This is a genomic window from Vibrio sp. Of7-15 (assembly GCF_022347565.1).
GTDB lineage: Bacteria > Pseudomonadota > Gammaproteobacteria > Enterobacterales > Vibrionaceae > NORP241.
Map to the genome: position 1 here is coordinate 239,106 of NZ_JAKRGH010000002.1, position 21,338 is coordinate 260,443.

The window sequence follows — 21,338 nt, forward strand, 5'->3', positions numbered from 1 at the left end:
TCGCTATTTTTTTGATTCGAATTTATCTAGTAGCACAAACGTTAACTTTTCGATACTCTGGGTGCATGAAGGACCAATTTGGTATTGAAGCGCAATAGAGAAATAGAACGTACTTATATAAAAAAACATTGAATCAATATCAATAATGATAAGACAGGAAGACAACGAAAGTAATGGATAGTTTAACGTTACAACCAATTTCAAAAGTTCAAGGGGTAGTAAACCTACCTGGTTCAAAAAGTGTTTCAAATCGCGCGTTATTATTAGCCGCTTTAGCTCAGGGAACAACTCGTCTAACTAACCTTCTAGATAGTGATGATATACGCCATATGTTGACAGCATTGGAGCAGCTTGGTGTTCGTTATACATTATCCGAAGACAAAACAGTTTGTGAGGTTGAAGGTCTTGGTCAGGCATTTCAGGCTGAAGAAGCGTTAGAGTTGTATCTTGGCAATGCGGGTACGGCAATGCGTCCGTTAGCTGCAGCCTTGTGTCTCGGTTCTGGTGAATACGTATTAACGGGTGAGCCAAGAATGAAAGAGCGTCCAATTGGTCATTTGGTTGATGCTCTTCGTACCGCAGGTGCGCAAGTCGAATATTTAGAAAATGAAAGCTATCCACCGCTGAAAATTACAGGATCAGGCCTTCAAGGTGGGGATGTTGAAATTGATGGCTCTATATCTAGCCAGTTTTTAACCGCATTTTTAATGTCGGCTCCATTAGCGAATCAAGAAACACGTATCTGTATCAAAGGCGAGCTTGTTTCTAAACCATACATTGATATTACCTTGCATATCATGGCGCAGTTTGGTGTAAAAGTAATAAATAATGATTATCAAGAGTTTGTGGTTCCATCTGGGCAGCAATATACAGCACCAGGTGATTTCCTTGTTGAAGGGGATGCGTCATCGGCCTCTTACTTTTTAGCTGCTGCGGCAATTAAAGGTGGAGAAATTAAAGTTACTGGTATTGGTAAAAAAAGTATCCAAGGTGACATTCAATTTGCGGACGCTCTAGAAAAAATGGGGGCAGAAATTGAATGGGGAGATGATTATGTCATTTCACGGGTTGGGAAATTGACCGCAGTGGATATGGATTTTAACCATATTCCAGATGCGGCAATGACTATTGCCACGGCTGCTCTATTTGCTAAAGGTACAACTTCTATCCGTAATGTCTATAACTGGCGTGTAAAAGAGACTGATCGTCTGGCGGCAATGGCAACGGAACTACGTAAGGTTGGTGCTGAAGTGGATGAAGGGAATGATTACATCACCATCACTCCGCCTGCGTCATTAACACATGCTGCTATTGATACTTACGATGATCACCGTATGGCGATGTGCTTCTCGTTAGTGGCATTAAGTGATACGCCTGTCACGATTAATGACCCAGGCTGCACCTCAAAAACATTTCCTGATTATTTTGATAAATTAGCCTCATTAAGCCAGTAGGGCTGAATTTATAAAAGACAAAAATGCCAGTGCGAAGCTGGCATTTTTTATAGCTGGTGGTTATTGGACTAGGTATATAGTGGCCCTATAGCGTCTAAGTGGGTCAGATATAAACGAGTATCAAATTCTAACTGATGGTAATCTGGCTCCATATACTGACATAATTTGTAAAATGCCTTGTTGTGATCTTTTTCTTTGATATGTGCCAGCTCATGTACAACGATCATTTTTAGGAAAGCCTCAGGGGCGTGCTTGAAGACGGTCCCGATCCGAATTTCATTTTTTGATTTTAACTTCCCACCTTGTACACGAGTAACATAAGAATGAAGCCCTAAGGCTTTATGTACTGTTGCTATCTTGCCGTCATATATGACTTTACTGATTGGCGCTGATTTCTTCATTGATTGATTTTTTAAACTAATTACATAGTCGTATAGAGCTTTTTCTGTCGTGTAGGAATGCACTTTAGGGTATTTTTTCAGTAGAACCTTACTTAGATTCCCGTTATCTATGAGTGTTTGTACTTGTTGAGTGAGCTCTTGTGAATAGCCACTTAGGTATTGTAAATGAGTCATATCAGCCGAGTGAGATGCAAGGTTATAGCAGTATACTAAGAGATGGTGAGGTAAGAGCCAATAAGTTATTCAGCAATAAGGCCTAAAAGAAGAAAAGGTGTTTTTTTACCATTTAGTATTTTTTTTATCCTAAATGTTGATAAAAGTGGCTAACTTATGGAAATCAGCTATATTTTTTATAAGGTAGCACACGGTCAATTACCTGTTTTTGTAAAGAAATTAAAGAAAAGTAGTGTTAGAGGGCAAAATAATTTGGTATCGGAATCCGGTTTATCGCGTATAATATGCAGCCGAAAAATAGCACGGCAATAAATTGACTTTATAGTAAGTCGTAAAGTTGATGCTTAACGTTGAATAAACTGGAGAAAGACTATGTCTGCCAACACGCCAGTCATTACTGTCGATGGTCCAAGCGGCGCAGGTAAAGGCACATTATGTATGTTACTTGCTAATAAACTGGGTTTGCACTTATTAGACTCTGGTGCAATTTATCGAGTGTTAGCTTTAGCTGCGTTGCATCATGGTGTAGATATTGAATCTGAAGATGCTTTAGTTCCTTTAGCTGCGCATTTAGATGTGCAATTTAAGGCGGAAGGTGACTTAGTTAAGGTTATTCTTGAAGGTGAAGACGTTTCTGGTGAATTAAGAAAAGAAGAAACGGGAAATGCAGCTTCAAAAGTAGCCGCTTTACCTCGCGTTCGTGAAGCTTTACTCCGACGCCAGCGAGCATTCAGTGAAGCGCCTGGCCTAGTTGCTGATGGCCGTGATATGGGAACGGTTGTTTTCCCAAGTGCGGAAGTAAAGATTTTTCTTGATGCAAGTGCTGAAGAGCGAGCAAATCGCCGCATGAAACAGTTGCAAGAGAAAGGCTTAGATGTTAACTTTGCCCGTCTTTTAAGCGAAATTCAGGAACGTGATGATCGTGATCGCAATCGTGCGGTGGCACCATTACGTCCGGCAGATGATGCTTTGATACTTGATTCAACGGTATTAACCATCGAACAAGTAACAGAACAAGCGTTGTCTTATATCGAATCTAAGCTTGCCTAAAGGGTAAGCTGGAGTGTTAGTTGCAAGGATGATAACTAACTTTATTATCAACCCCATGCGGTAGGATACCCATGGACGTTTATTTATTAGAAGATTAATAATGACTGAATCTTTTGCTCTACTCTTCGAAGAGTCACTGAACGAAATCGAAACACGCCCAGGTGCTATTGTTAAAGGTACTGTTGTAGCTATCGAGAACGGTTTTGTTCTTGTTGACGCTGGCCTTAAATCTGAATCAGCTATCCCTGCTGAGCAATTCAAGAACGCTGCTGGCGAACTTGAAGTTGAAGTAGGTACTGAAGTAGACGTAGCTCTTGACGCAATCGAAGATGGTTTCGGTGAAACTCAACTTTCTCGTGAAAAAGCTAAGCGCCACGAAGCTTGGATCCAACTTGAGAAAGCATACGAAGACGCTGAGACAGTTATGGGTGTTATCAACGGTAAAGTTAAGGGCGGCTTCACAGTTGAACTTAACGGTATCCGTGCATTCCTACCTGGTTCTCTTGTTGACGTACGTCCAGTACGCGACACTCTTCACCTTGAAGGTAAAGAGTTAGAGTTCAAAGTAATCAAGCTAGACCAGAAGCGTAACAACGTTGTTGTTTCTCGTCGTGCAGTTATCGAATCAGAAAGCAGCGTTGAGCGTGACGAACTGCTTGCTTCTCTACAAGAAGGTATTGAAGTTAAAGGTATCGTTAAGAACCTTACTGACTACGGTGCATTCGTTGACCTAGGCGGCGTAGACGGCCTACTTCACATCACAGATATGGCTTGGAAGCGTGTTAAGCACCCATCTGAGATCGTAAATGTTGGTGACGAAATCAACGTTAAAGTTCTTAAGTTCGATCGTGAGCGCACTCGTGTTTCTCTAGGTCTTAAGCAACTAGGCGAAGATCCATGGGTAGCAATTGCTAAGCGTTACCCAGAAGGTCACAAGCTTTCTGGTCGTGTTACTAACCTTACTGACTATGGCTGCTTCGTTGAAATCGAAGAAGGCGTTGAAGGTCTAGTACACGTTTCTGAAATGGATTGGACGAACAAGAACATCCACCCTTCTAAAGTTGTTAATGTTGGCGACGAAGTTGAGGTTATGGTTCTTGATATCGACGAAGAGCGTCGTCGTATCTCTCTAGGTCTGAAACAGTGTAAAGCTAACCCATGGCAGTCATTCGCTGAAGCGCAAGCTAAAGGCGACCACGTTACTGGTAAGATCAAGTCTATCACTGACTTCGGTATCTTCATCGGTCTTGACGGTGGTATCGACGGTCTTGTTCACCTATCTGACATTTCTTGGAATGCTTCAGGCGAAGACGCAGTACGCGAATTCAAGAAAGGCGACGAGATCTCTGCTGTAGTTCTAGCAGTAGATGCAGAGCGTGAGCGTATTTCTCTTGGTGTTAAACAAATGGAAGAAGACCCATTCAATAACTACCTAGCAGAAAACAAAAAAGGTGCTCTAGTAACTGGTACTGTTACAGCTGTTGACGCTAAAGGCGCTACAGTTGAGCTAGCAGATAGCGTTGAAGGTTACATCCGCACTTCTGAAGTTGCGCGTGACCGTGTTGAAGACGCATCTCTAATCCTAAGCGTTGGTGACAGCGTTGAAGCGAAGTTCACAGGTGTAGACCGTAAGAACCGCGTAATCAACCTATCTATCAAAGCTAAGGATGAAGCTGACGAGCAAGAAGCAATGGCTTCACTGAACACTAAGTCTGAAGACGGTGGTTTCGGTAACGCTATGGCTGATGCTTTCAAAGCAGCTAAAGGCGAATAATAACCAAGGGGGCCTTTTTATAGGGCTCCCTTTTCTTTCGGTAGAGCTTGAGTAATTACGAGGGGTGTTTATGACCAAGTCTGAATTAATTGAAAGGCTATGCAGTCAACAAACCCATCTTTCTGCCAAACAGGTGGAAGATGCCGTCAAGGAAATTCTTGAACAAATGGCTACAACTCTTGAAGGCGGTGATCGCATCGAGATTCGTGGTTTTGGTAGTTTTTCTCTTCATTACCGGGAGCCGCGTCTTGGACGTAACCCGAAAACTGGAGACAAAGTAGAGTTGGATGGAAAGTACGTTCCTCACTTTAAACCAGGTAAAGAGTTACGCGATCGCGTGAATATTTATGGTTAAAGCCAATATTGCATAAAAAAGCGGCATACTGTTAAAGTATGCCGTTTTTTTATGTCTATTGAGTCATGTTTTGTAGGTCATAATCATGGTCTGATGAGTAAAATTACTGCATAATCGACAAATTAAAACAACTACCGACTAAGGAATGCCCTGTGAAAATTATAACGTCGTTGCTACTCGCTGCTATTTTTATTCTTGCCTTGGCTTTGGGAGCGCAAAATCAAATCGTAGTTAATTTTAATTACTTGATTGCTCAAGATGAGTTCCAGCTGTCTACGCTTCTTGGTATTACCTTTGGTGCTGGTTTTGGTCTTGGGTGGTTAATTTGCGGTATGTTATACTTCAAAGCTAAGTTCACTGCTCGTCGTTTAAATAAAAAAGTGCAGAAACAACAAACAGAACTAAGCAAGCTTCGTGCTGAACCAGTTAAGGAATAATCTTTAATGTTAGAGCTGTTATTTCTATTACTGCCCATAGCAGCTGCTTACGGCTGGTATATGGGTAATAGAAATGCTCGTCATGAACGTCAGAAGCAATCCCATCACCTGTCACGCCAGTATGTGACAGGCTTAAACTTATTGCTTTCTGATCAGTCTGATAAAGCAGTAGATCACTTCATAGAATTACTTCAGGTTGATAGTGAGACTATTGATACTCACTTGGCATTAGGAAACCTTTTCCGAAGCCGAGGTGAGGTTGATCGCGCCATTCGAATCCATCAAAACCTCATTGCTCGCCCTAATTTAACTGTTGAACAGCGTAACCTTGCCATGCAGCAGCTGGCTAAAGACTATATGGTTGCAGGCTTTTTTGATCGCGCTGAAAAAATCTTTGAAGAGCTAGTGGAAGAGCCTGAACATAGAGAAGCGGCACTTCAACAGCTTGTTACTATTTACCAACAAACACGTGAATGGAGCAAAGCGATTGCCCGAGCAAGTGCGTTGGTAAAATTAGGTAAAAACAAGCTAAAACCCGATATCGCGCACTATTGGTGTGAATTGGCGATGGGTGAAATTACAGACAGTAAACCTGATAAAGCAAAGCAGCACCTCAAACGAGCTCTGGCAGTCGATAAAAACTGCGTACGCGCCAATATAATTTCCGCTAGATTATTGATCGATCAAAAAAATGATAAGGCTGCGGTTAAACAATTAGAGCAAGTGCTAGAGCAAGATGCAGACTTTGTTAGTGAAGCTTTGCCATTGATTGTTGAGTGCTATGAACGTTTAGATAAAGAAGTTGCCTTACTTCAGTTCTTGCAGTTAGCCATTGAAAAAGGAGCAGGGGTGAGTGCTGAGCTCATGCTCTCAGACTTAATTGCACGGCATGAAGGGCCTATTTTGGCTCAGAGTTTCATGACTAAGCAGCTGGTAAAAAATCCAACCATGAAGGGTTTTTACCGTCTTATGGATTACCATTTGGAAGAAGCGGAAGATGGTAGAGCCAAAGACAGTTTAAGCACGTTGCAAAGCTTAGTTGGAGAGCAGCTTAAGATTAAGCCACATTATCGTTGTCGTAAATGTGGCTTTGCGACTCATTCTTTATATTGGCATTGTCCGTCGTGTAAAGGGTGGGGATCAATTAAGCCGATCCGAGGTTTGGACGGCGAATAACGACATCAAACTAAACATCAGGATATATCAGGAGAACCAATGCTTGACCCTAAAGTGATCGTTGCACTTGACTACAATAACCAATCAGACGCTTTGGCATTTGTAGACCGTATAGACCCTTCAACTTGCCGTTTAAAAGTCGGTAAAGAGATGTTCACTTTACTTGGACCTGATTTTGTAAGAGAGCTGCATAAGCGTGGCTTTTCTGTTTTTCTCGATTTGAAATTTCATGACATTCCAAATACGTGTTCGAAAGCGGTTGCGGCAGCGGCTGAATTAGGTGTGTGGATGGTAAACGTTCATGCAAGTGGTGGCGAGCGTATGATGACAGCATCTCGTGAAATTTTAGAGCCTTATGGTAAAGATCGTCCATTGCTGATTGGTGTGACTGTTTTAACGAGTATGGAGCAGTCTGATCTTGCGGGTATTGGATTAAATATTGAACCACAAGAGCAAGTTAAACGCTTAGCTTCGTTAACAAAAAACAGCGGCCTAGATGGAGTCGTGTGTTCTGCTCAAGAGGCAAGTATGCTAAAAAGTGACTTAGGGAAAGAGTTTAAGTTGGTGACGCCTGGCATTCGTCCAGTTGGTAGTGCTGTAGGGGATCAAAAGCGTATTATGACACCTCCGCAAGCGATTATTGCTGGTTCTGATTATTTGGTTATTGGTCGTCCGATAACCCAAGCAGCTAATCCAGCTGATGTTCTAACAGACATCAATGCTAGTCTAGCGTAGTATCCTATTTCTATGTAATGGTAGAACGCTAACCTGCTATTATTGAGATACAAAAATGCCGAGCGAAGTAGCTCGGCATTTTTATGGTTGGCTGTAAAGTTACATTACACGCATACCAGGTTGAGCACCTTCGTGCGGCTCAAGGATCCATAGATCGCTGCCACCTGGGCCTGCTGCTAGGATCATGCCTTCAGACATACCAAACTTCATCTTACGAGGCTTAAGGTTTGCTACCATAACAGTTAGCTTGCCTTCTAGTTCTTCAGGTTTGTATGCCGACTTGATGCCAGAGAATACTTGGCGAGTCTCACCACCGATGTCCAGTTGGAACTTCAGTAGCTTGTTCGCTTTTGGTACTTCTTCACAAGAGATGATACGAGCAATACGCATATCAACTGCTGCAAATGCATCGAACTCAATCTCTTCTGCGATTGGATCTTTGTCTAGTTCCGTTTGGCTTGCTTTGTTCTTTTCCGCTTCTGCTTTTTCTTTCGCTGCAACTTCTGCTGCTGCGTCTTCTTTAGAAGCTTCAATCATCGCTTCAACCTTTTTAGGGTCGATACGGCTGAATAGCGCTTTGAACTTAGTGATCTCGTGACCAGTTAGTGGTGCTGCCATGCCTTCCCAAGTTAGTTCTTGGTTTAAGAATGCTTCAGTGCGTGCTGCCAGCTCAGGCATTACTGGTTTCAGGTACGTGATAAGAACGCGGAATAGGTTAATACCAACAGAACAGATGTCTTGCAGCTCTTGGTCTTTACCTTCTTCTTTCGCCACAACCCACGGTGCTTTTTCGTCAACGTATTGGTTTGCTTTGTCTGCTAGTGCTGTGATTTCACGGATTGCACGACCAAATTCGCGAGTTTCGTAAAGCTCAGCAATACGATCAGCTGCAGCAACAAATTCGTTGTATAGCTCAGGCTCTGCAAAGTTGTCAGATAGCTTGCCTTCAAAACGCTTAGTGATAAAACCAGCGTTACGAGATGCTAGGTTAACAATCTTGTTTACTACATCAGCGTTAACGCGCTGAGTGAAGTCTTCAAGGTTAAGGTCTAGGTCATCGATACGGCTGTTTAGTTTTGCTGCGTAGTAGTAACGCAAACATTCTGGATCTAGGTGATTTAGGTAAGTCGCCGCTTTGATGAATGTGCCTTTCGACTTAGACATTTTTGCGCCGTTTACGGTTACGTAGCCGTGTACGAATACGTTGTTTGGCTTACGGAAACCAGAACCTTCTAGCATTGCTGGCCAGAATAGAGAGTGGAAGTACACGATGTCTTTACCAATGAAGTGGTAAAGTTCCGTCGAGCTGTCTTTTTTCCAGTACTCATCGAAGTCTAAGTCATCACGTTTGTTACACAGGTTCTTGAAAGAAGCCATGTAGCCAACTGGGGCATCTAGCCATACGTAGAAGAACTTGTCTTTCTCGCCTGGGATTTCAAAACCGAAATAAGGTGCATCACGTGAGATGTCCCACTGTTGTAGGCCAGATTCAAACCACTCTTGCATTTTGTTTGCGGTTTCAGCTTGTAGAGAGCCAGAGCGAGTCCACTCTTGCAGCATGCTTTCAAACTGAGGCAGATCGAAGAAGAAGTGCTCAGAATCTTTCATTACAGGTGTTGCGCCAGAAACTGCTGATTTAGGGTCAATCAGTTCTGTTGGGCTGTACGTTTCACCACAGCTGTCACAGTTGTCACCGTACTGGTCTTCTGACTTACATTTAGGACATGTACCTTTTACGAAGCGATCCGGTAGGAACATTTCTTTCTCAGGGTCGAACAGCTGAGAGATAGTACGGCTAGAAATGAAACCGTTCTTCTTAAGTTCTAGATAAATGTGTGAAGCCAGCTCACGGTTCTCTTCTGAGTGTGTGCTGTGGTAGTTATCAAAGCTAATATCGAAGCCAGCAAAATCTTTTTGGTGTTCTTCGCTAACGGCTGCAATCATCTCTTCTGGTGTAATACCCATCTGTTGAGCTTTAAGCATGATTGGTGTGCCGTGAGCATCGTCAGCACAGATGAAGTTTACAGTGTTACCACGTAGGCGTTGGTAACGAACCCAGATGTCAGCTTGAATGTGCTCAAGCATGTGGCCTAGGTGAATCGAACCGTTAGCGTACGGAAGGGCACAAGTTACCAGCAGTTTCCTTGGGTCATTTGCCATATTTTTAATTTCGCTCATGTAATGATGGGTAAAAATTTAGTCATAAATAGTACCTGATACAACGCCCTATGCCTAGCTGATAAGAGGCTACATTATGGTAGGATGGTAAGAAAATAATCAGAACAACAAAAAGGAATAGAATTCATAATGAGATTTGAATCAGTGAGTGATATTACTCAATGGCTAAATGGTTTTGAACACCCTTGGCTACCTGAAGCATGGGCTGAGGTAAAAGGTGTTGTTAATGTGAAAGCAACTGGTGAAATTCATATTCAAATTCCTTTTGCTGCGGCATCTTTACTTGAACAGTTAACCCAATGGGTAGAGCTACAGCAACAAAACGGTATGGCTAAAAATGTGAGTTTTACGTTCAGTTGCCGTGTGGCCACATTAAAGGCAGGTGAGAAAACTCAGTTAAAAGGGGTGAAAAATATCATTGCAGTGAGCTCTGCAAAAGGTGGAGTCGGTAAATCCACAACGTCGGTGAACTTAGCTTTGGCGTTAAAAGCACAAGGTGCAAAAGTGGGGATGCTGGATGCAGATATTTATGGTCCATCGGTGCCGATGATGTTGGGCGCTATGGATGAATCCCCGGCGTCTCGCGATGGTAAGTTGATGGAGCCCGTTGAAGCACACGGTATTTATACAAACTCCATTGGTTATTTAGTGGACGCTCAGGATGCCACTATCTGGCGTGGCCCTATGGCGTCAAAAGCACTTGCTCAGTTGATGAATGAAACCCGTTGGCCTGATTTGGATTATTTAGTCATTGATATGCCTCCGGGCACTGGCGATATTCAACTGACCTTAGCTCAACAAATACCTGTTACCGGGGTAGTTGTGGTTACAACGCCGCAAGACTTAGCACTCGCTGATGCTATCAAAGGCGTCAATATGTTCGCGAAAGTAGAAGTTCCTGTTGCTGGTGTTATCGAAAATATGAGTTTCCATACTTGCTCTAATTGTGGCCATCATGAAGCTATTTTTGGTTCAGGCGGAGCAGAAGAAATGGCGAAAGAGTATGGGGTTCCACTGCTTGCTCAGTTACCTCTTCATATTAATATTCGCGCTGATATTGATAATGGCACACCGACAGTGGTTGCTCGCCCAAATGAAGAACAGGCCAAAGCGTATCTTTCCTTAGCTGGCAATGTTGCTAGCCGACTTTATTGGCAAGGGGACGTCATGCCAGATCAAATTATGTTTACCGCTTTGTAATCAGCTAAGATTTGTTTAACGGCGTTATATTTTGAGTAGATAGTAGTCAAATGAATTAGATGTTTTATTTTTTCTGGCATCTAATCCATTAACTACCTATAATCAGGCGGTTTATTTTATGCTTCTCGCCCCCGTTGTTTTAGGTACTTTTTAATATGTCAGAGAACTCTCACAAATGCGTCATCGTTGGTATCGCAGGCGCATCTGCATCAGGTAAAAGCTTAATCGCTACCACTATCTATAACGAATTACGAGAAAAAGTGGGTGATCACCAAATCGGTGTGATCACTGAAGATTGCTATTACCGCGATCAAAGTAACCTGACCATGGAAGAAAGGGTTAAAACAAATTATGATCATCCAAATGCATTAGATCATGATTTATTGTGTGAACATTTAGAGCAATTAATTGAAGGTAATGCGGTGGAAGTGCCGAATTACAGTTACTCAGAGCATACTCGTACCGATGAAACAAGTACGATGACACCTAAGAAGGTGATCATTCTTGAAGGTATTTTGCTGCTTACGGATCCACGTTTACGCAAGTTAATGCACGCAAGCGTATTCATGGACACACCTTTAGATATCTGTTTGCTTCGCCGTGTTAGCCGTGATGTTCAAGAGCGTGGCCGTACGATGGAATCGGTATTGTCTCAATACCAAAAAACAGTTCGTCCAATGTTCATGCAGTTCATTGAGCCTTCTAAGCAATATGCTGACATTATCGTTCCTCGTGGCGGCAAAAACCGCATTGCGATTGATGTGTTAAAAGCACATATTGCCAAATTGCTCAGAGCATAATGTGATTTTTAAGGGCTGACTCATAATGTCAGCCTTTTTTATATTTGTTTAATTTTGGAGAGTATCCGCAGTGAGACTGTGTGACAAGGATATAAAGACCTATTTAAATGAAGGCAAAATTGCCATTGAGCCTAGCCCTTCAGAAGAGGCAATTAGTGGCTTGACTGTTGATGTAAGTCTAGGAAATAAATTCCGAGTGTTTAACGACCACGGTGCACCTTATATTGATTTATCAGGACCAAAAGAAGAAGTCGCCGACCAACTTGAAAAAGTAATGAGTGAAGAGATTGCGGTGGAGGACGACCAAGCGTTTTTCTTGCACCCAGGCCAATTAGCGCTTGCTGTGACGCATGAATCTGTGACTTTACCAGCTAATATTGTGGGTTGGTTAGACGGACGCTCTTCTCTTGCAAGATTGGGTTTGATGGTACACGTAACGGCTCACCGTATTGATCCAGGTTGGTCTGGCCGAATCGTGTTAGAGTTTTATAACAGTGGTCGTTTGCCGTTAGCCTTGCGCCCTAAAATGCCAATAGGCGCATTAAGTTTTGAAGTGCTGTCTGATTTTGCAGAAAAACCGTATAACAAACGTGATAACGCAAAATATAAAAATCAGCAGGGTGCTGTTGCTAGCCGAATTGATAAAGATTAAATTGTTATCATGACTGATAAAGAGTGGTACTCACCACTCTTTTTATTTTTCCATTACACTTGTTATTACCCTTCCGGTGTCTACCTTCTTATCAGGATGAGGGAACGAAGACGATGAAAAAAATTGCACTGTTCTTATTTATACCTATTTTTGCCGTTATTATTGCTGTTTTAGCGTTAATTTTATTCGTGAATCCAAATCAATTTAAACCTGTTATTGTTGAGCAAGTTCAAAAACAGACCGGTCTTGAATTGGTTATTAGCGGTGATATTCATTGGAATTTATTTCCTAGCATTGGTTTCAGTTTAGGAAAAATTGAGCTGCGTAATCCAAGTGGCTTCGATGAAAAAAACTTAGTGCAGTTTGATAAAGCTGAACTTGATGTTAGCGTTCGACCACTGTTAAACAACACACTAGAAATTGGCCAAATTACCTTAGATGGTGCTCGTGTATATATTCAAACCCTTGCGGATGGCACATCTAATCTAGATAGCCTAACAAAAGCGGCGGCTAAGTCAGAACCTACTCCTGCGGAAAAAGATCAAGTGGCGAATCCTGAAGATGCGTCACCATCTGTTGAAACAGAGCAAAAAACAGCGGCACAATGGCAAATTACCCTAGCTGGTATTGAAGTTATCAATGCGAGTGCTGTGATTAAGGATGCGACAACAGCATCGTACACCGAATTGTCTCAGCTGAACTTTCACTTAGATAAATTTGCCCCTGGTGAGTGGAGTCAGATCTCGTTTGATTTAGCCGGAAAAACGGCAGAGCAGAATTTTACTGCAAAGGGTGAGACGGCGCTTAATATCGCTAAAACCTTAGACAATGTCATTGTTAAAAATCTTGCTTTAGCAGCAACGTATGCTGATAAAAGTAATACTATTAAAACGGCGAATATCTCTTTAGATCAATTTGAGCTTGGTGAGTGGGCCAATATTAATTTTGATGTTACTGGTAATAATGCGGAGATGTCCTTTGATGCTAAAGGCGCTACGCAATTACGAGTAGAAAAGAATTTAAATTTAGCTGAAGTTAAAGGGTTAACACTGGCGAGTAATTTAGTCGGTGATGTGCTTCCGAAAGGAAAAATGGCGATTAAAGCCGCCGCCGATGCAAATTATAATATGCCAGCAAGCACAGCCACACTTGAAAGTTTAAAGTTGGAATTGGATAGTATTGTTCTTGATGGTAATGCTTCTGCTGAGTTACTTGAAATACCTAAAATCCGTTTTAAGTTTCATAGTCCTAATATTGATTTGGATGAGTTTCTTGGTTTAGCAAATACACCTAAAGTAGCGGGCTCAGTTCCTAGTTCTGAAGAGGAAGGTTCTCAAACATCGCCTAAGCCTCAACCTTCAGAGCAAGAGCCTGATTTATCTGCTCTAAAAACACTGGATTTAGCTGGTACATTTACGATTGATAAATTTAAGGCGAGTAATGCCCGCTTATCTAGTGTGGTGACGGATCTTTCTGTTAATCGGGGTGTTATTAAGCTGAAGAAGTTTTCTTCTAAATTGTATGAAGGATCTATTTTAGCGACGGCAACCATTGATGCCCGTAAATCTGTTGCGACGTATAGCGTAAAGAAAAACATTAAAGGTGTGCAAGTACAGCCACTACTTGAAGATGTCATGGGCGATGGTATTGTGGCTGGGCAGGGTAATATAGATGTTAATGTATCAGGTAAAGGGTTAGCGCAAACGACACTGAAAAAGAACTTAAAGGGACAAGTAAACATTAATTTTGCCGATGGTGCTGTATATGGCATCAACTTACCGCAATTGATCCGTGAGAACTACGCAAAGTTCACGGGGAAGAAAAGTGAAGAAACGGCTCAGGAGCAAAAAACAGATTTTAGCGCACTGACTGCAACGTTAAACTTAGCGGGTGGTGTAATGAAAACAAATAACCTGAGTGTAGCGTCTCCTTTGCTTCGAATTCACGGAGAAGGGCAAGCAAATTACATTAAGGAAGATGCTGATTTCTTAATCAGAACATCCATTGTAGGGTCACTAAAAGGCCAGGGTGGCAAAGATATTGATGATCTTAAAGATGTGACGATCCCGGTTAGAGTGAGTGGTCTTTGGGCTAAACCGAAATTTAAACTTGAGTTTGACGATGTATTGAAAGCGAAAGCGAAAAAAGAAGCTGAACGTGGTTTAAATAAGTTATTGGGTGATAAGCTGGACGATAGCCAAAAAGGTGAAATAGCAGATAAATTGCTGAAGGGGTTATTTAATTAAATTTTCTTGCCTTTCTTAGTGAAAAGCCCCGCCTAAATCTAGGGTGGGGCTTTTTATTTGGGTTAGTTTAGTTTCTTCTTATTACTTTTTTGATGCTCTAAGGTATCTTTAAAAGCTTGTAGTAAATCCACGGCAGACAACATACCAACTAAATCACCAGCTTTATCGAGGACAGGAGCTGCACCAATATTATTATCTAGAATGGTGCCGACTGCCTTAGTCAGTGTATCGTAAGTATGTACATTAATGATCTCTCTTACCATTAAGTCACTCACAGTGAGGTTATCAGTGATTCGGTATTCATGTTCAATATCTGGTGACTCATCTGCCCAATTCGGTCTTCTTAATTCCCGATCACTAATGAAGCCAATCATTTCGTTTTCACTGTTTATGACGGGTAAATGGCGAATAGTTTCATCGCGCATCAAGAAGTAGGCTTCACGTGCTCCTGCATTTTCATCAATGGTGATTACTTTGCGAGTCATATATTCAGATACTTTGGTTGGCATAAATATGATTTCCTCTGGAGTGAATTACTTTAACCCTACTAAATTTATGAAAATAGAGATGCGACAAATTGCACGTTTTTACAGTTGGTGAAGTTTCTTCCTTATCGCTATCATAAGGCTGCATTTATGGAGGGATTATGGATTCGATAACACAAGCTGTATTAGGGGCCACTGTTGCAGGTGCTGTGGCAGGAAAAAAGTGCTCACCTAAAGTGTTAGCTGCTGGGGCTTTATTAGGTACAGTACCAGATTTAGACGTATTGATTAGCTATGGTGATCCGGTTTCAGATGTTGTAAAACACCGGGGTTTTAGCCATTCAATTTTTGTATTACTGCCTTTTTCATTGCTTTTAGCTTATGCATGGCAGCTTTGGCAGAAAACGGATTGGCCATTTTTGCAATTATGGGCTCTGGTGGCTCTCGCGCTTATTACTCATCCATTACTCGACTCTTTAACAGCCTATGGAACTCAGCTTTTTTGGCCTCTGCCGGTTGAAAATGTTGCCGTTTCAAGTTTGTTCATTATTGATCCACTCTATACATTACCGATGTTGGTGTTGGTTCTTTGTTCTTTAATGTGGCGTGATAAAGCCAGTAAATTGTGTCGAATCGGGCTATTGGTTTCAAGCGGCTATATTATTTGGTCTGTGGGAGCACTACACAGTATTGAAAGTCGTATTGAGCAGCAGTTGGTAGGAACAAAACTGGAAGGAAGCCCTATTTTTATTACTCCAACGCCCGTTAATACTATTTTGTGGCGTGTAGTGGTGTTAGATGGAGAACAATATTGGGAAGGCTTAACTTCCTTATTAGACAAAGATACAAATATTGATTTATTGGCAATGCCAAGAGGGAGTTGGTTAGGTAAAAAAGACATGGAAAGCTACCAGCAGCTACAGCATTTTACGCAGGGGTTTATGCGATATGATGTGGAAAATAATAAACTAAAAGTAACGGATTTACGTTTAGGTATGGCTGGGTATCATCCATTTGCCTTTTATCTCGCTGAGCAGAATGAATCTGAGCAATGGCAAGCGATCATGCCAGAACGAGTAGATTCTAAAACGGTTGAGATTAAGCATGTACCAGCTTGGTGGCTAAGGGTATTAGGCAATCAAGATATTAATGCCGAGTTATGTCATGTGAATGAGTGTCCAAAATCATAAATTTAATCATTTTGTTCACGGTAAGTAATTCGTTGTTCTAGCTTTATCATGGCAGCTCGGCATCGTACTAAGCGTTGCTCAGTTGCCAGTAATTCTTTTTGTCGTTTCTGTTGCTCAGTATAGGAAGCACAAGATGCCACTTGCTTTTCTTTTTCTCGCACCATCTGATCTAATCGGCGTTCCCACTCTTGGTGCTGAGCTAAATCTTGGTACAGATCACTGATCGGCTTTTTGTAGTGGCTAGAGTGTTTGGGTTCTGCTCGTCGGATAGCCTGAGTTTTCAGCTCTCTTTGAATCGCTTCAATTTGGGCAACGAGTTTCTCGCTTAAATGCTGCGCTCGCTCGGAGTTTAAAATGCCAGCTTGTTGTTCATTGATCATTGATTTAAGCATGGCTTGGGTCTCGTTTACACAAGGAACCAGTAATCGGCTGCGACAAGCGAATAAGCGAACATCAAATAAAAAGTGCGTTTGCTCACCTCGGCGGCGATCGACCTCTGCTGCCGAGTGAGCAAGTTGCTCTAATATAGGTGATAAGCGGGTTAAATCCACCATACTGGTTACCTTATTTTGATAGGCGAGAGGTAATGAATTACATAAACCATGCTTCGTAAGCCAGTTTAATCGCTAATACACTGACGACTGTGATGAATACTGGGCGAATAAATTTTGCGCCAAAACGGATCGCTGAGTGTGCGCCAATAAAAGCGCCAGCCATTAAGCATACCCCCATGGTTAATCCCAGAACCCAATCAATATGGCCAAGTATGGCGAAAGTAACTAAAGAGGTAAAGTTACTGGTGAAATTCATGGCTTTAGCAAGGCCAGACGCGAGTAATATATTCAGTCGATACAAAGCCATACTGCTGACTGTCCAAAAAGCGCCAGTTCCAGGGCCAGCAACGCCATCATAAAGACCTAAGCTAATACCTTGCAGCCACTGGCAGCGCTTGAGCTTTGGGCACTTTTTTGGAAGTTGATGATTTTCAGACTTTGGATGTGGGTGCCAAATTGTATAAGCAGCCACGGCCAGAATAATGAGTGGGAGTGCTTTTTCCAGCAGCTCTGTACTAATTAAGTCGACAATAAGTGTACCTGTTATTGCACCAATTAAAGTCGCAATAAAAGAAGCTCGCCAAAATTTGGGATTAAATAATGATTTTCGGTAATACGTGAATGCCGCGGTTGAAGACGCAAATGTTGCGGCCAGTTTATTTGTACCCAGTGCAATATGTGGTGGTAACCCCAAAGACAATAAAGCAGGTACGGTAAGCATACCGCCGCCACCTGCGACAGCATCAATAAAGCCAGCGATAAAAGCCACAAAGCCAAGTGCAATAAGCATACTTGGTTCAATAAATTCCATAGATCAGTTCGTTTCTTATTTTAATTAATATTGATGAGTAGATTTTACTCAATCACACGTGAAAATGGCGGCAATGAGTCTAATAAAGACTTGCCATAGCGACGTGTGATTATTCGGCGATCAAGCAGCACAACTCTACCAGAATCTTGTTCTTTGCGCAGTAACCGACCAACAGATTGAATCAATTTTTTACTGGCTTCAGGTACCGATATTTGCAGGAATGGGTTTCCTCCTCGGCGTTCAATGTATTCGGCATGGGCTTCTTCAACAGGAGAGGTTGGAACGCCAAAAGGAATTTTAGTGATAATTAGGTTCTCTAGTAAATTTCCTGGTAAATCAAGCCCCTCAGAAAAGCTACCAGTACCAAGAAGAATACTTGTTTTACCTTTTTTACAGTTGTCTTGATGTTTTTTGATGATTTCCTGGCGAGAGCTTTTTCCTTGAATGAGTAGATCCCACTTATTTTTTTTCGCCAATAATTCGATGCCCTCAGCCACCTTATTCATTTGCCAGTAAGATGAGAACAGAACTAAGCTGGATTTTTCGCCTTCTAAATATTCCGGTAAGCGATCGATAAGCAAGTCCGTAAAGCCTTCGGCTTGTGGTTCCAAGGGCAATGCAGGTACAACTAAGCGGGCATTATTGGCGTAATCAAATGGGGAGGCTAGAGCTAGGAAACGGACCCCATCTTCGCTTTTTTCACTGATCCCCGCTTGTTGGCAAAAGAAAGTAAATTTATTGAGGGCTCGTATAGTAGCCGATACCAGTACAGCACCTGCAGCGCGGCTCCAAAGTTGTTGATCTAGCTGCCAGCCAACTTCAAGAGGAGATACCTGAATAATAAAGTCGCCTTCTCGGTCTGGGCTAACTTCTAGCCAACGAGCAAGGGGGGCGCCTTTGTCGCTATTGGGTCTTGCCATTAGTGCCCACACTTTGGCTAAGTTTTCTAAACGTTGCAGGTAAAAGCCTGATTCAGCGAGGGCTGGTTCTGCTAATCGAGAAGGTATTTCATTTTCTTTTAACCGTTCACTGATTAAATCACTGATTTTAGCAAGAGCTTGGTGGGCTTTTTTGCTTAACTCTTTAAGATCTTTTGCTTCTTCTTCTAACCATGTAGGTAGCTCACCATGTTCGAATCGATATATCCCATCTTGGTTGAAATGAGTTGGGTCAAAACGTTTAGCCAAAGAGGTTAAAGAAGGAATAAGTTGCTGAATATTATCTTGTAAACTACTTTGGAAGCGGCCGACACGTTTAGCATCCGCAAGATTTGCCCATTTAGAAGTAGACTGGTTCAATTTTTCTAACCAAGTTGCCGCCCCTTTAAAGCTAGCCGCAGCCGATGAGTGATCTCGGGCAACTTGAGGTAAATGGTGTGCTTCATCGACAACATAAATGGTTTGTTCAGGTTCAGGTAAAATAACCCCTCCACCTAATTCAATATCTGCCATGACTAAGCTGTGGTTGGCAATGATAACGTCTGCTTTATCTAAATGTTCACGAGCTTTTTGAAATGGGCAGTTGCGGTGTAAGGGAAGGGCGTTGTTACAGCTGTGCTTATCACCAACAATGGCTTGCCATACATGAGAAGGAATAGCCGATGGCCAGCTGTCGATATCGCCATCCCACTTTTGCTCACTGTATGCTTTGTACATACGTTTTAATAAATCTAAATCACTTTTTTTAGGTTTTTTTTCAAATAAAGCGATTTGGCTATCGTCATGGCTTTCGCAACAATTTGATAAACGATGGGCGCAGCAATATCGTTGTCTGCCTTTAGCCAGAATAAAATTAAAAGGTTTTGCTGCAATACGGCGGTATAAAGGCAGGTCTTTATGGATTAGCTGCTCTTGAAGTGCAACCGTTGCGGTAGAAATCACCACCTTACGATCATTAAAGAGTGCATAGGGAATAGTACTGATTAAATAGGCTAAAGATTTACCAATCCCCGTCCCAGCCTCAGCCACAAGCATACGATGGGTATCACTGTACTCACCAGCAAGGGATTTGGTTATTTCTGCAACTAAATAGTTTTGAGCTCGGCGAGGAATGAAGCCACCCAATTCTTGTTGAAGATTTTCATAACTCTTTTTAATGTCTTGTTTTATCTGGTTATGTAACATGAGTTTAATGTGCTTGTGATAAAGACGCATTCTAGCACGATTGTCTAAATGTGATCTTCCCCATAATTCAGAATCCTTTTTTATTGAACCGAGATCTGTATCACAAATTAAGTTTGAACCTTACATTTATTGTTACCATTAGAACTATTAACTGGATTTATCTTCCATATAACTACTAATTTTAACTAAATATCAGTGTTTTTCACTGTATTCATTGGTTTTTTTGATTTTTATTGTTTGTATGATGGCTGTTTAATATCCATCTTTTTTGTGGGTTTTTTTGTATGAAATAACAACAAAAAATGATGCTTTTATTTTAAGTGTTTGAATTTATAGTGTTTATGTTTTTTTTGATATCTTTTTTTAGGGATTTGACACGCAGCATAATCTCTTGCAGGATTAAACACGAAATTTTGAGGCGCTGATAAAGTTTCTCGTAAGAAGATGCTTATCAGTGACACTTATAAAAATGGAATCCGGAAAACGGAATTCCAGTCTAAAAAGAAAAGGCAGTGGATTAACATGAAAAAGTCTCTATTAGCTCTAGCAGTTCTTACTGCTGCGGGTTCTGTAAACGCGGCAACTATCCTTGATTCTGATGGTGTTAAGGTTGACGTAACTGGTGCTGCAGAAGTTCAGTACTACAAAGATTTCTCGAAAGACAAAAATGCTTACCTACGTATGGACGATGGCGACATTAACTTCGCAACAACTGTAGAAGTTGCTGACGGTCTGTCTGCTGTTGCTGGTATCGGTTTTGAGTTTGAAAAAGGTGCGACTAGCAACACTGGTTCAACAATTGGCGGTACTAATGGTAATGTTGAAAATGACGAACTATTTGTTGGTCTAAGCTCTAATTTCGGTACGACTACTTTCGGTCGCCAGATCACAGTTTCTGATGACGCTGGTATTGGTGAAGACTACGAGCTTGGTACAGAGAGCCTTGATTTTTCTATCACTGAAGGTGAAGAAGTAATCAAACACAAATTTGAAGGCGAAAACTACTGGCTAGCTGGTTCTATTGCATCTACTGGCCAAGGTTCTAAAGGCACTACTCAATCTGCTTTTGACTTCGGTGCTGGTGTTACTTTTAACGCTTTTGAAGCTCGTGTTTTCTTCCAGTCTGCATCTGACGTAAATAACGTTGCTGGTGCTGATCTAACGGCTTGGAACCTAGAAGGTGTTTACAGCGTAGATGATGCACTATCTCTTGCTGCATCTTTCGGTACAAGTGAGCTAGAAACAAATGGCACTACTACAAATGAAGTTGATGTAATTGCTTTTGCTGCAACATACCAAATGGATGATAAGAACACTATCGCTGGTGGTCTTAACTTAGGTGAGCAAACTGTAGGTTCTGCTGCAAGTGTTGATGCTACAAACTTCTACGTGAACATCACTCACAAACTACACAGCAATGTTAAAGCATATGCTGAGCTAGGTTTTGTAGATATCGACAACCAAGATCACGACACTGGTTACCTAGCTGGTCTAGAAGTATCTTTCTAAGATTGATTTCTTAAAAAATACTCTTTAAAGCCGC

Annotated in this window: 19 protein-coding genes; 13 read left to right on the forward strand and 6 right to left on the reverse strand. The window is 41.7% G+C overall.

Features of this window, described 5'->3' with window-relative positions; genetic code table 11:
- The first annotated feature begins 173 nt into the window (after positions 1-173).
- Positions 174-1,454 (forward strand): 3-phosphoshikimate 1-carboxyvinyltransferase, encoded by a 1,281-nt coding sequence (aroA, locus tag MHO82_RS03645; RefSeq protein WP_239182488.1) that lies wholly within the window; start codon positions 174-176, stop codon positions 1,452-1,454.
- Between the two features lie 68 nt (positions 1,455-1,522).
- On the opposite strand, the gene MHO82_RS03650 is transcribed toward aroA, so the two are convergent.
- Positions 1,523-2,029 carry a M48 family metallopeptidase gene (locus tag MHO82_RS03650; protein WP_239182489.1) on the reverse strand — a complete coding sequence of 169 codons (507 nt, stop codon included), beginning with the start codon at positions 2,027-2,029 and terminating at the stop codon, positions 1,523-1,525.
- 372 nt (positions 2,030-2,401) lie between these two features.
- Between MHO82_RS03650 and cmk the strand changes: the two genes are divergently transcribed.
- From cmk to pyrF, 6 genes are all read left to right on the forward strand, one after another.
- The gene (gene cmk / locus MHO82_RS03655; protein ID WP_239182490.1) at positions 2,402-3,079 is read left to right on the forward strand and encodes a (d)CMP kinase; all 678 of its coding nucleotides are present in this window, start codon (positions 2,402-2,404) and stop codon (positions 3,077-3,079) included.
- Between the two features lie 100 nt (positions 3,080-3,179).
- Positions 3,180-4,853, forward strand: a complete 1,674-nt coding sequence (gene rpsA / locus MHO82_RS03660) for a 30S ribosomal protein S1 (RefSeq protein ID WP_239182491.1) — start codon at positions 3,180-3,182, stop codon at positions 4,851-4,853.
- A 70-nt stretch (positions 4,854-4,923) separates the two neighbouring features.
- Positions 4,924-5,208 (forward strand): integration host factor subunit beta, encoded by a 285-nt coding sequence (gene ihfB / locus MHO82_RS03665; RefSeq protein WP_239182492.1) that lies wholly within the window; start codon positions 4,924-4,926, stop codon positions 5,206-5,208.
- A gap of 152 nt (positions 5,209-5,360) precedes the next feature.
- Positions 5,361-5,645, forward strand: coding sequence for a lipopolysaccharide assembly protein LapA domain-containing protein (locus tag MHO82_RS03670; protein WP_239182493.1), 285 nt, complete (start codon positions 5,361-5,363; stop codon positions 5,643-5,645).
- Between the two features lie 6 nt (positions 5,646-5,651).
- Positions 5,652-6,821 (forward strand): lipopolysaccharide assembly protein LapB, encoded by a 1,170-nt coding sequence (lapB, locus tag MHO82_RS03675; RefSeq protein WP_239182494.1) that lies wholly within the window; start codon positions 5,652-5,654, stop codon positions 6,819-6,821.
- Between the two features lie 39 nt (positions 6,822-6,860).
- Positions 6,861-7,556: an orotidine-5'-phosphate decarboxylase gene (gene pyrF, locus MHO82_RS03680; protein ID WP_239182495.1), complete on the forward strand. Its 696-nt coding sequence runs from the start codon at positions 6,861-6,863 to the stop codon at positions 7,554-7,556.
- A 99-nt stretch (positions 7,557-7,655) separates the two neighbouring features.
- Here the strand turns inward: pyrF and metG are convergent, their stop codons facing one another.
- Positions 7,656-9,716: a methionine--tRNA ligase gene (metG, locus tag MHO82_RS03685; RefSeq protein WP_239182496.1), complete on the reverse strand. Its 2,061-nt coding sequence runs from the start codon at positions 9,714-9,716 to the stop codon at positions 7,656-7,658.
- Between the two features lie 147 nt (positions 9,717-9,863).
- Here metG and apbC point away from each other — a divergent pair, with 147 nt between their 5' ends.
- From apbC to MHO82_RS03705, 4 genes are all read left to right on the forward strand, one after another.
- Complete coding sequence (apbC, locus tag MHO82_RS03690) at positions 9,864-10,934, forward strand: iron-sulfur cluster carrier protein ApbC (RefSeq protein ID WP_239182497.1); 1,071 nt, start codon at positions 9,864-9,866, stop codon at positions 10,932-10,934.
- Between the two features lie 155 nt (positions 10,935-11,089).
- Positions 11,090-11,734 (forward strand): uridine kinase, encoded by a 645-nt coding sequence (udk, locus tag MHO82_RS03695; protein WP_239182498.1) that lies wholly within the window; start codon positions 11,090-11,092, stop codon positions 11,732-11,734.
- A gap of 70 nt (positions 11,735-11,804) precedes the next feature.
- Entirely contained in the window at positions 11,805-12,386 is a 582-nt protein-coding gene (gene dcd, locus MHO82_RS03700) for a dCTP deaminase (RefSeq protein ID WP_239182499.1), read from the forward strand.
- A gap of 113 nt (positions 12,387-12,499) precedes the next feature.
- Entirely contained in the window at positions 12,500-14,632 is a 2,133-nt protein-coding gene (locus tag MHO82_RS03705; protein WP_239182500.1) for an AsmA family protein, read from the forward strand.
- 62 nt (positions 14,633-14,694) lie between these two features.
- Here MHO82_RS03705 and MHO82_RS03710 read toward each other — a convergent pair whose 3' ends face one another.
- Positions 14,695-15,141 (reverse strand): CBS domain-containing protein, encoded by a 447-nt coding sequence (locus tag MHO82_RS03710; protein WP_239182501.1) that lies wholly within the window; start codon positions 15,139-15,141, stop codon positions 14,695-14,697.
- 137 nt (positions 15,142-15,278) lie between these two features.
- On the opposite strand from MHO82_RS03710, the gene MHO82_RS03715 reads away from it, so the two are divergent.
- Complete coding sequence (locus MHO82_RS03715) at positions 15,279-16,307, forward strand: metal-dependent hydrolase (protein ID WP_239182502.1); 1,029 nt, start codon at positions 15,279-15,281, stop codon at positions 16,305-16,307.
- Positions 16,308-16,309: 2 nt separating this feature from the next.
- On the opposite strand, the gene MHO82_RS03720 is transcribed toward MHO82_RS03715, so the two are convergent.
- The 3 genes from MHO82_RS03720 to dinG are packed head-to-tail and all read right to left on the reverse strand — an operon-like array spanning position 16,310 to position 19,795.
- Positions 16,310-16,861 (reverse strand): primosomal replication protein, encoded by a 552-nt coding sequence (locus tag MHO82_RS03720; RefSeq protein ID WP_239182503.1) that lies wholly within the window; start codon positions 16,859-16,861, stop codon positions 16,310-16,312.
- Between the two features lie 37 nt (positions 16,862-16,898).
- Positions 16,899-17,672: a TSUP family transporter gene (locus MHO82_RS03725; RefSeq protein WP_239182504.1), complete on the reverse strand. Its 774-nt coding sequence runs from the start codon at positions 17,670-17,672 to the stop codon at positions 16,899-16,901.
- A gap of 44 nt (positions 17,673-17,716) precedes the next feature.
- Positions 17,717-19,795, reverse strand: a complete 2,079-nt coding sequence (gene dinG / locus MHO82_RS03730; RefSeq protein ID WP_239182505.1) for an ATP-dependent DNA helicase DinG — start codon at positions 19,793-19,795, stop codon at positions 17,717-17,719.
- A 522-nt stretch (positions 19,796-20,317) separates the two neighbouring features.
- Here dinG and MHO82_RS03735 point away from each other — a divergent pair.
- Positions 20,318-21,304 carry a porin gene (locus MHO82_RS03735; protein ID WP_239182506.1) on the forward strand — a complete coding sequence of 329 codons (987 nt, stop codon included), beginning with the start codon at positions 20,318-20,320 and terminating at the stop codon, positions 21,302-21,304.
- Positions 21,305-21,338: the final 34 nt, after the last annotated feature.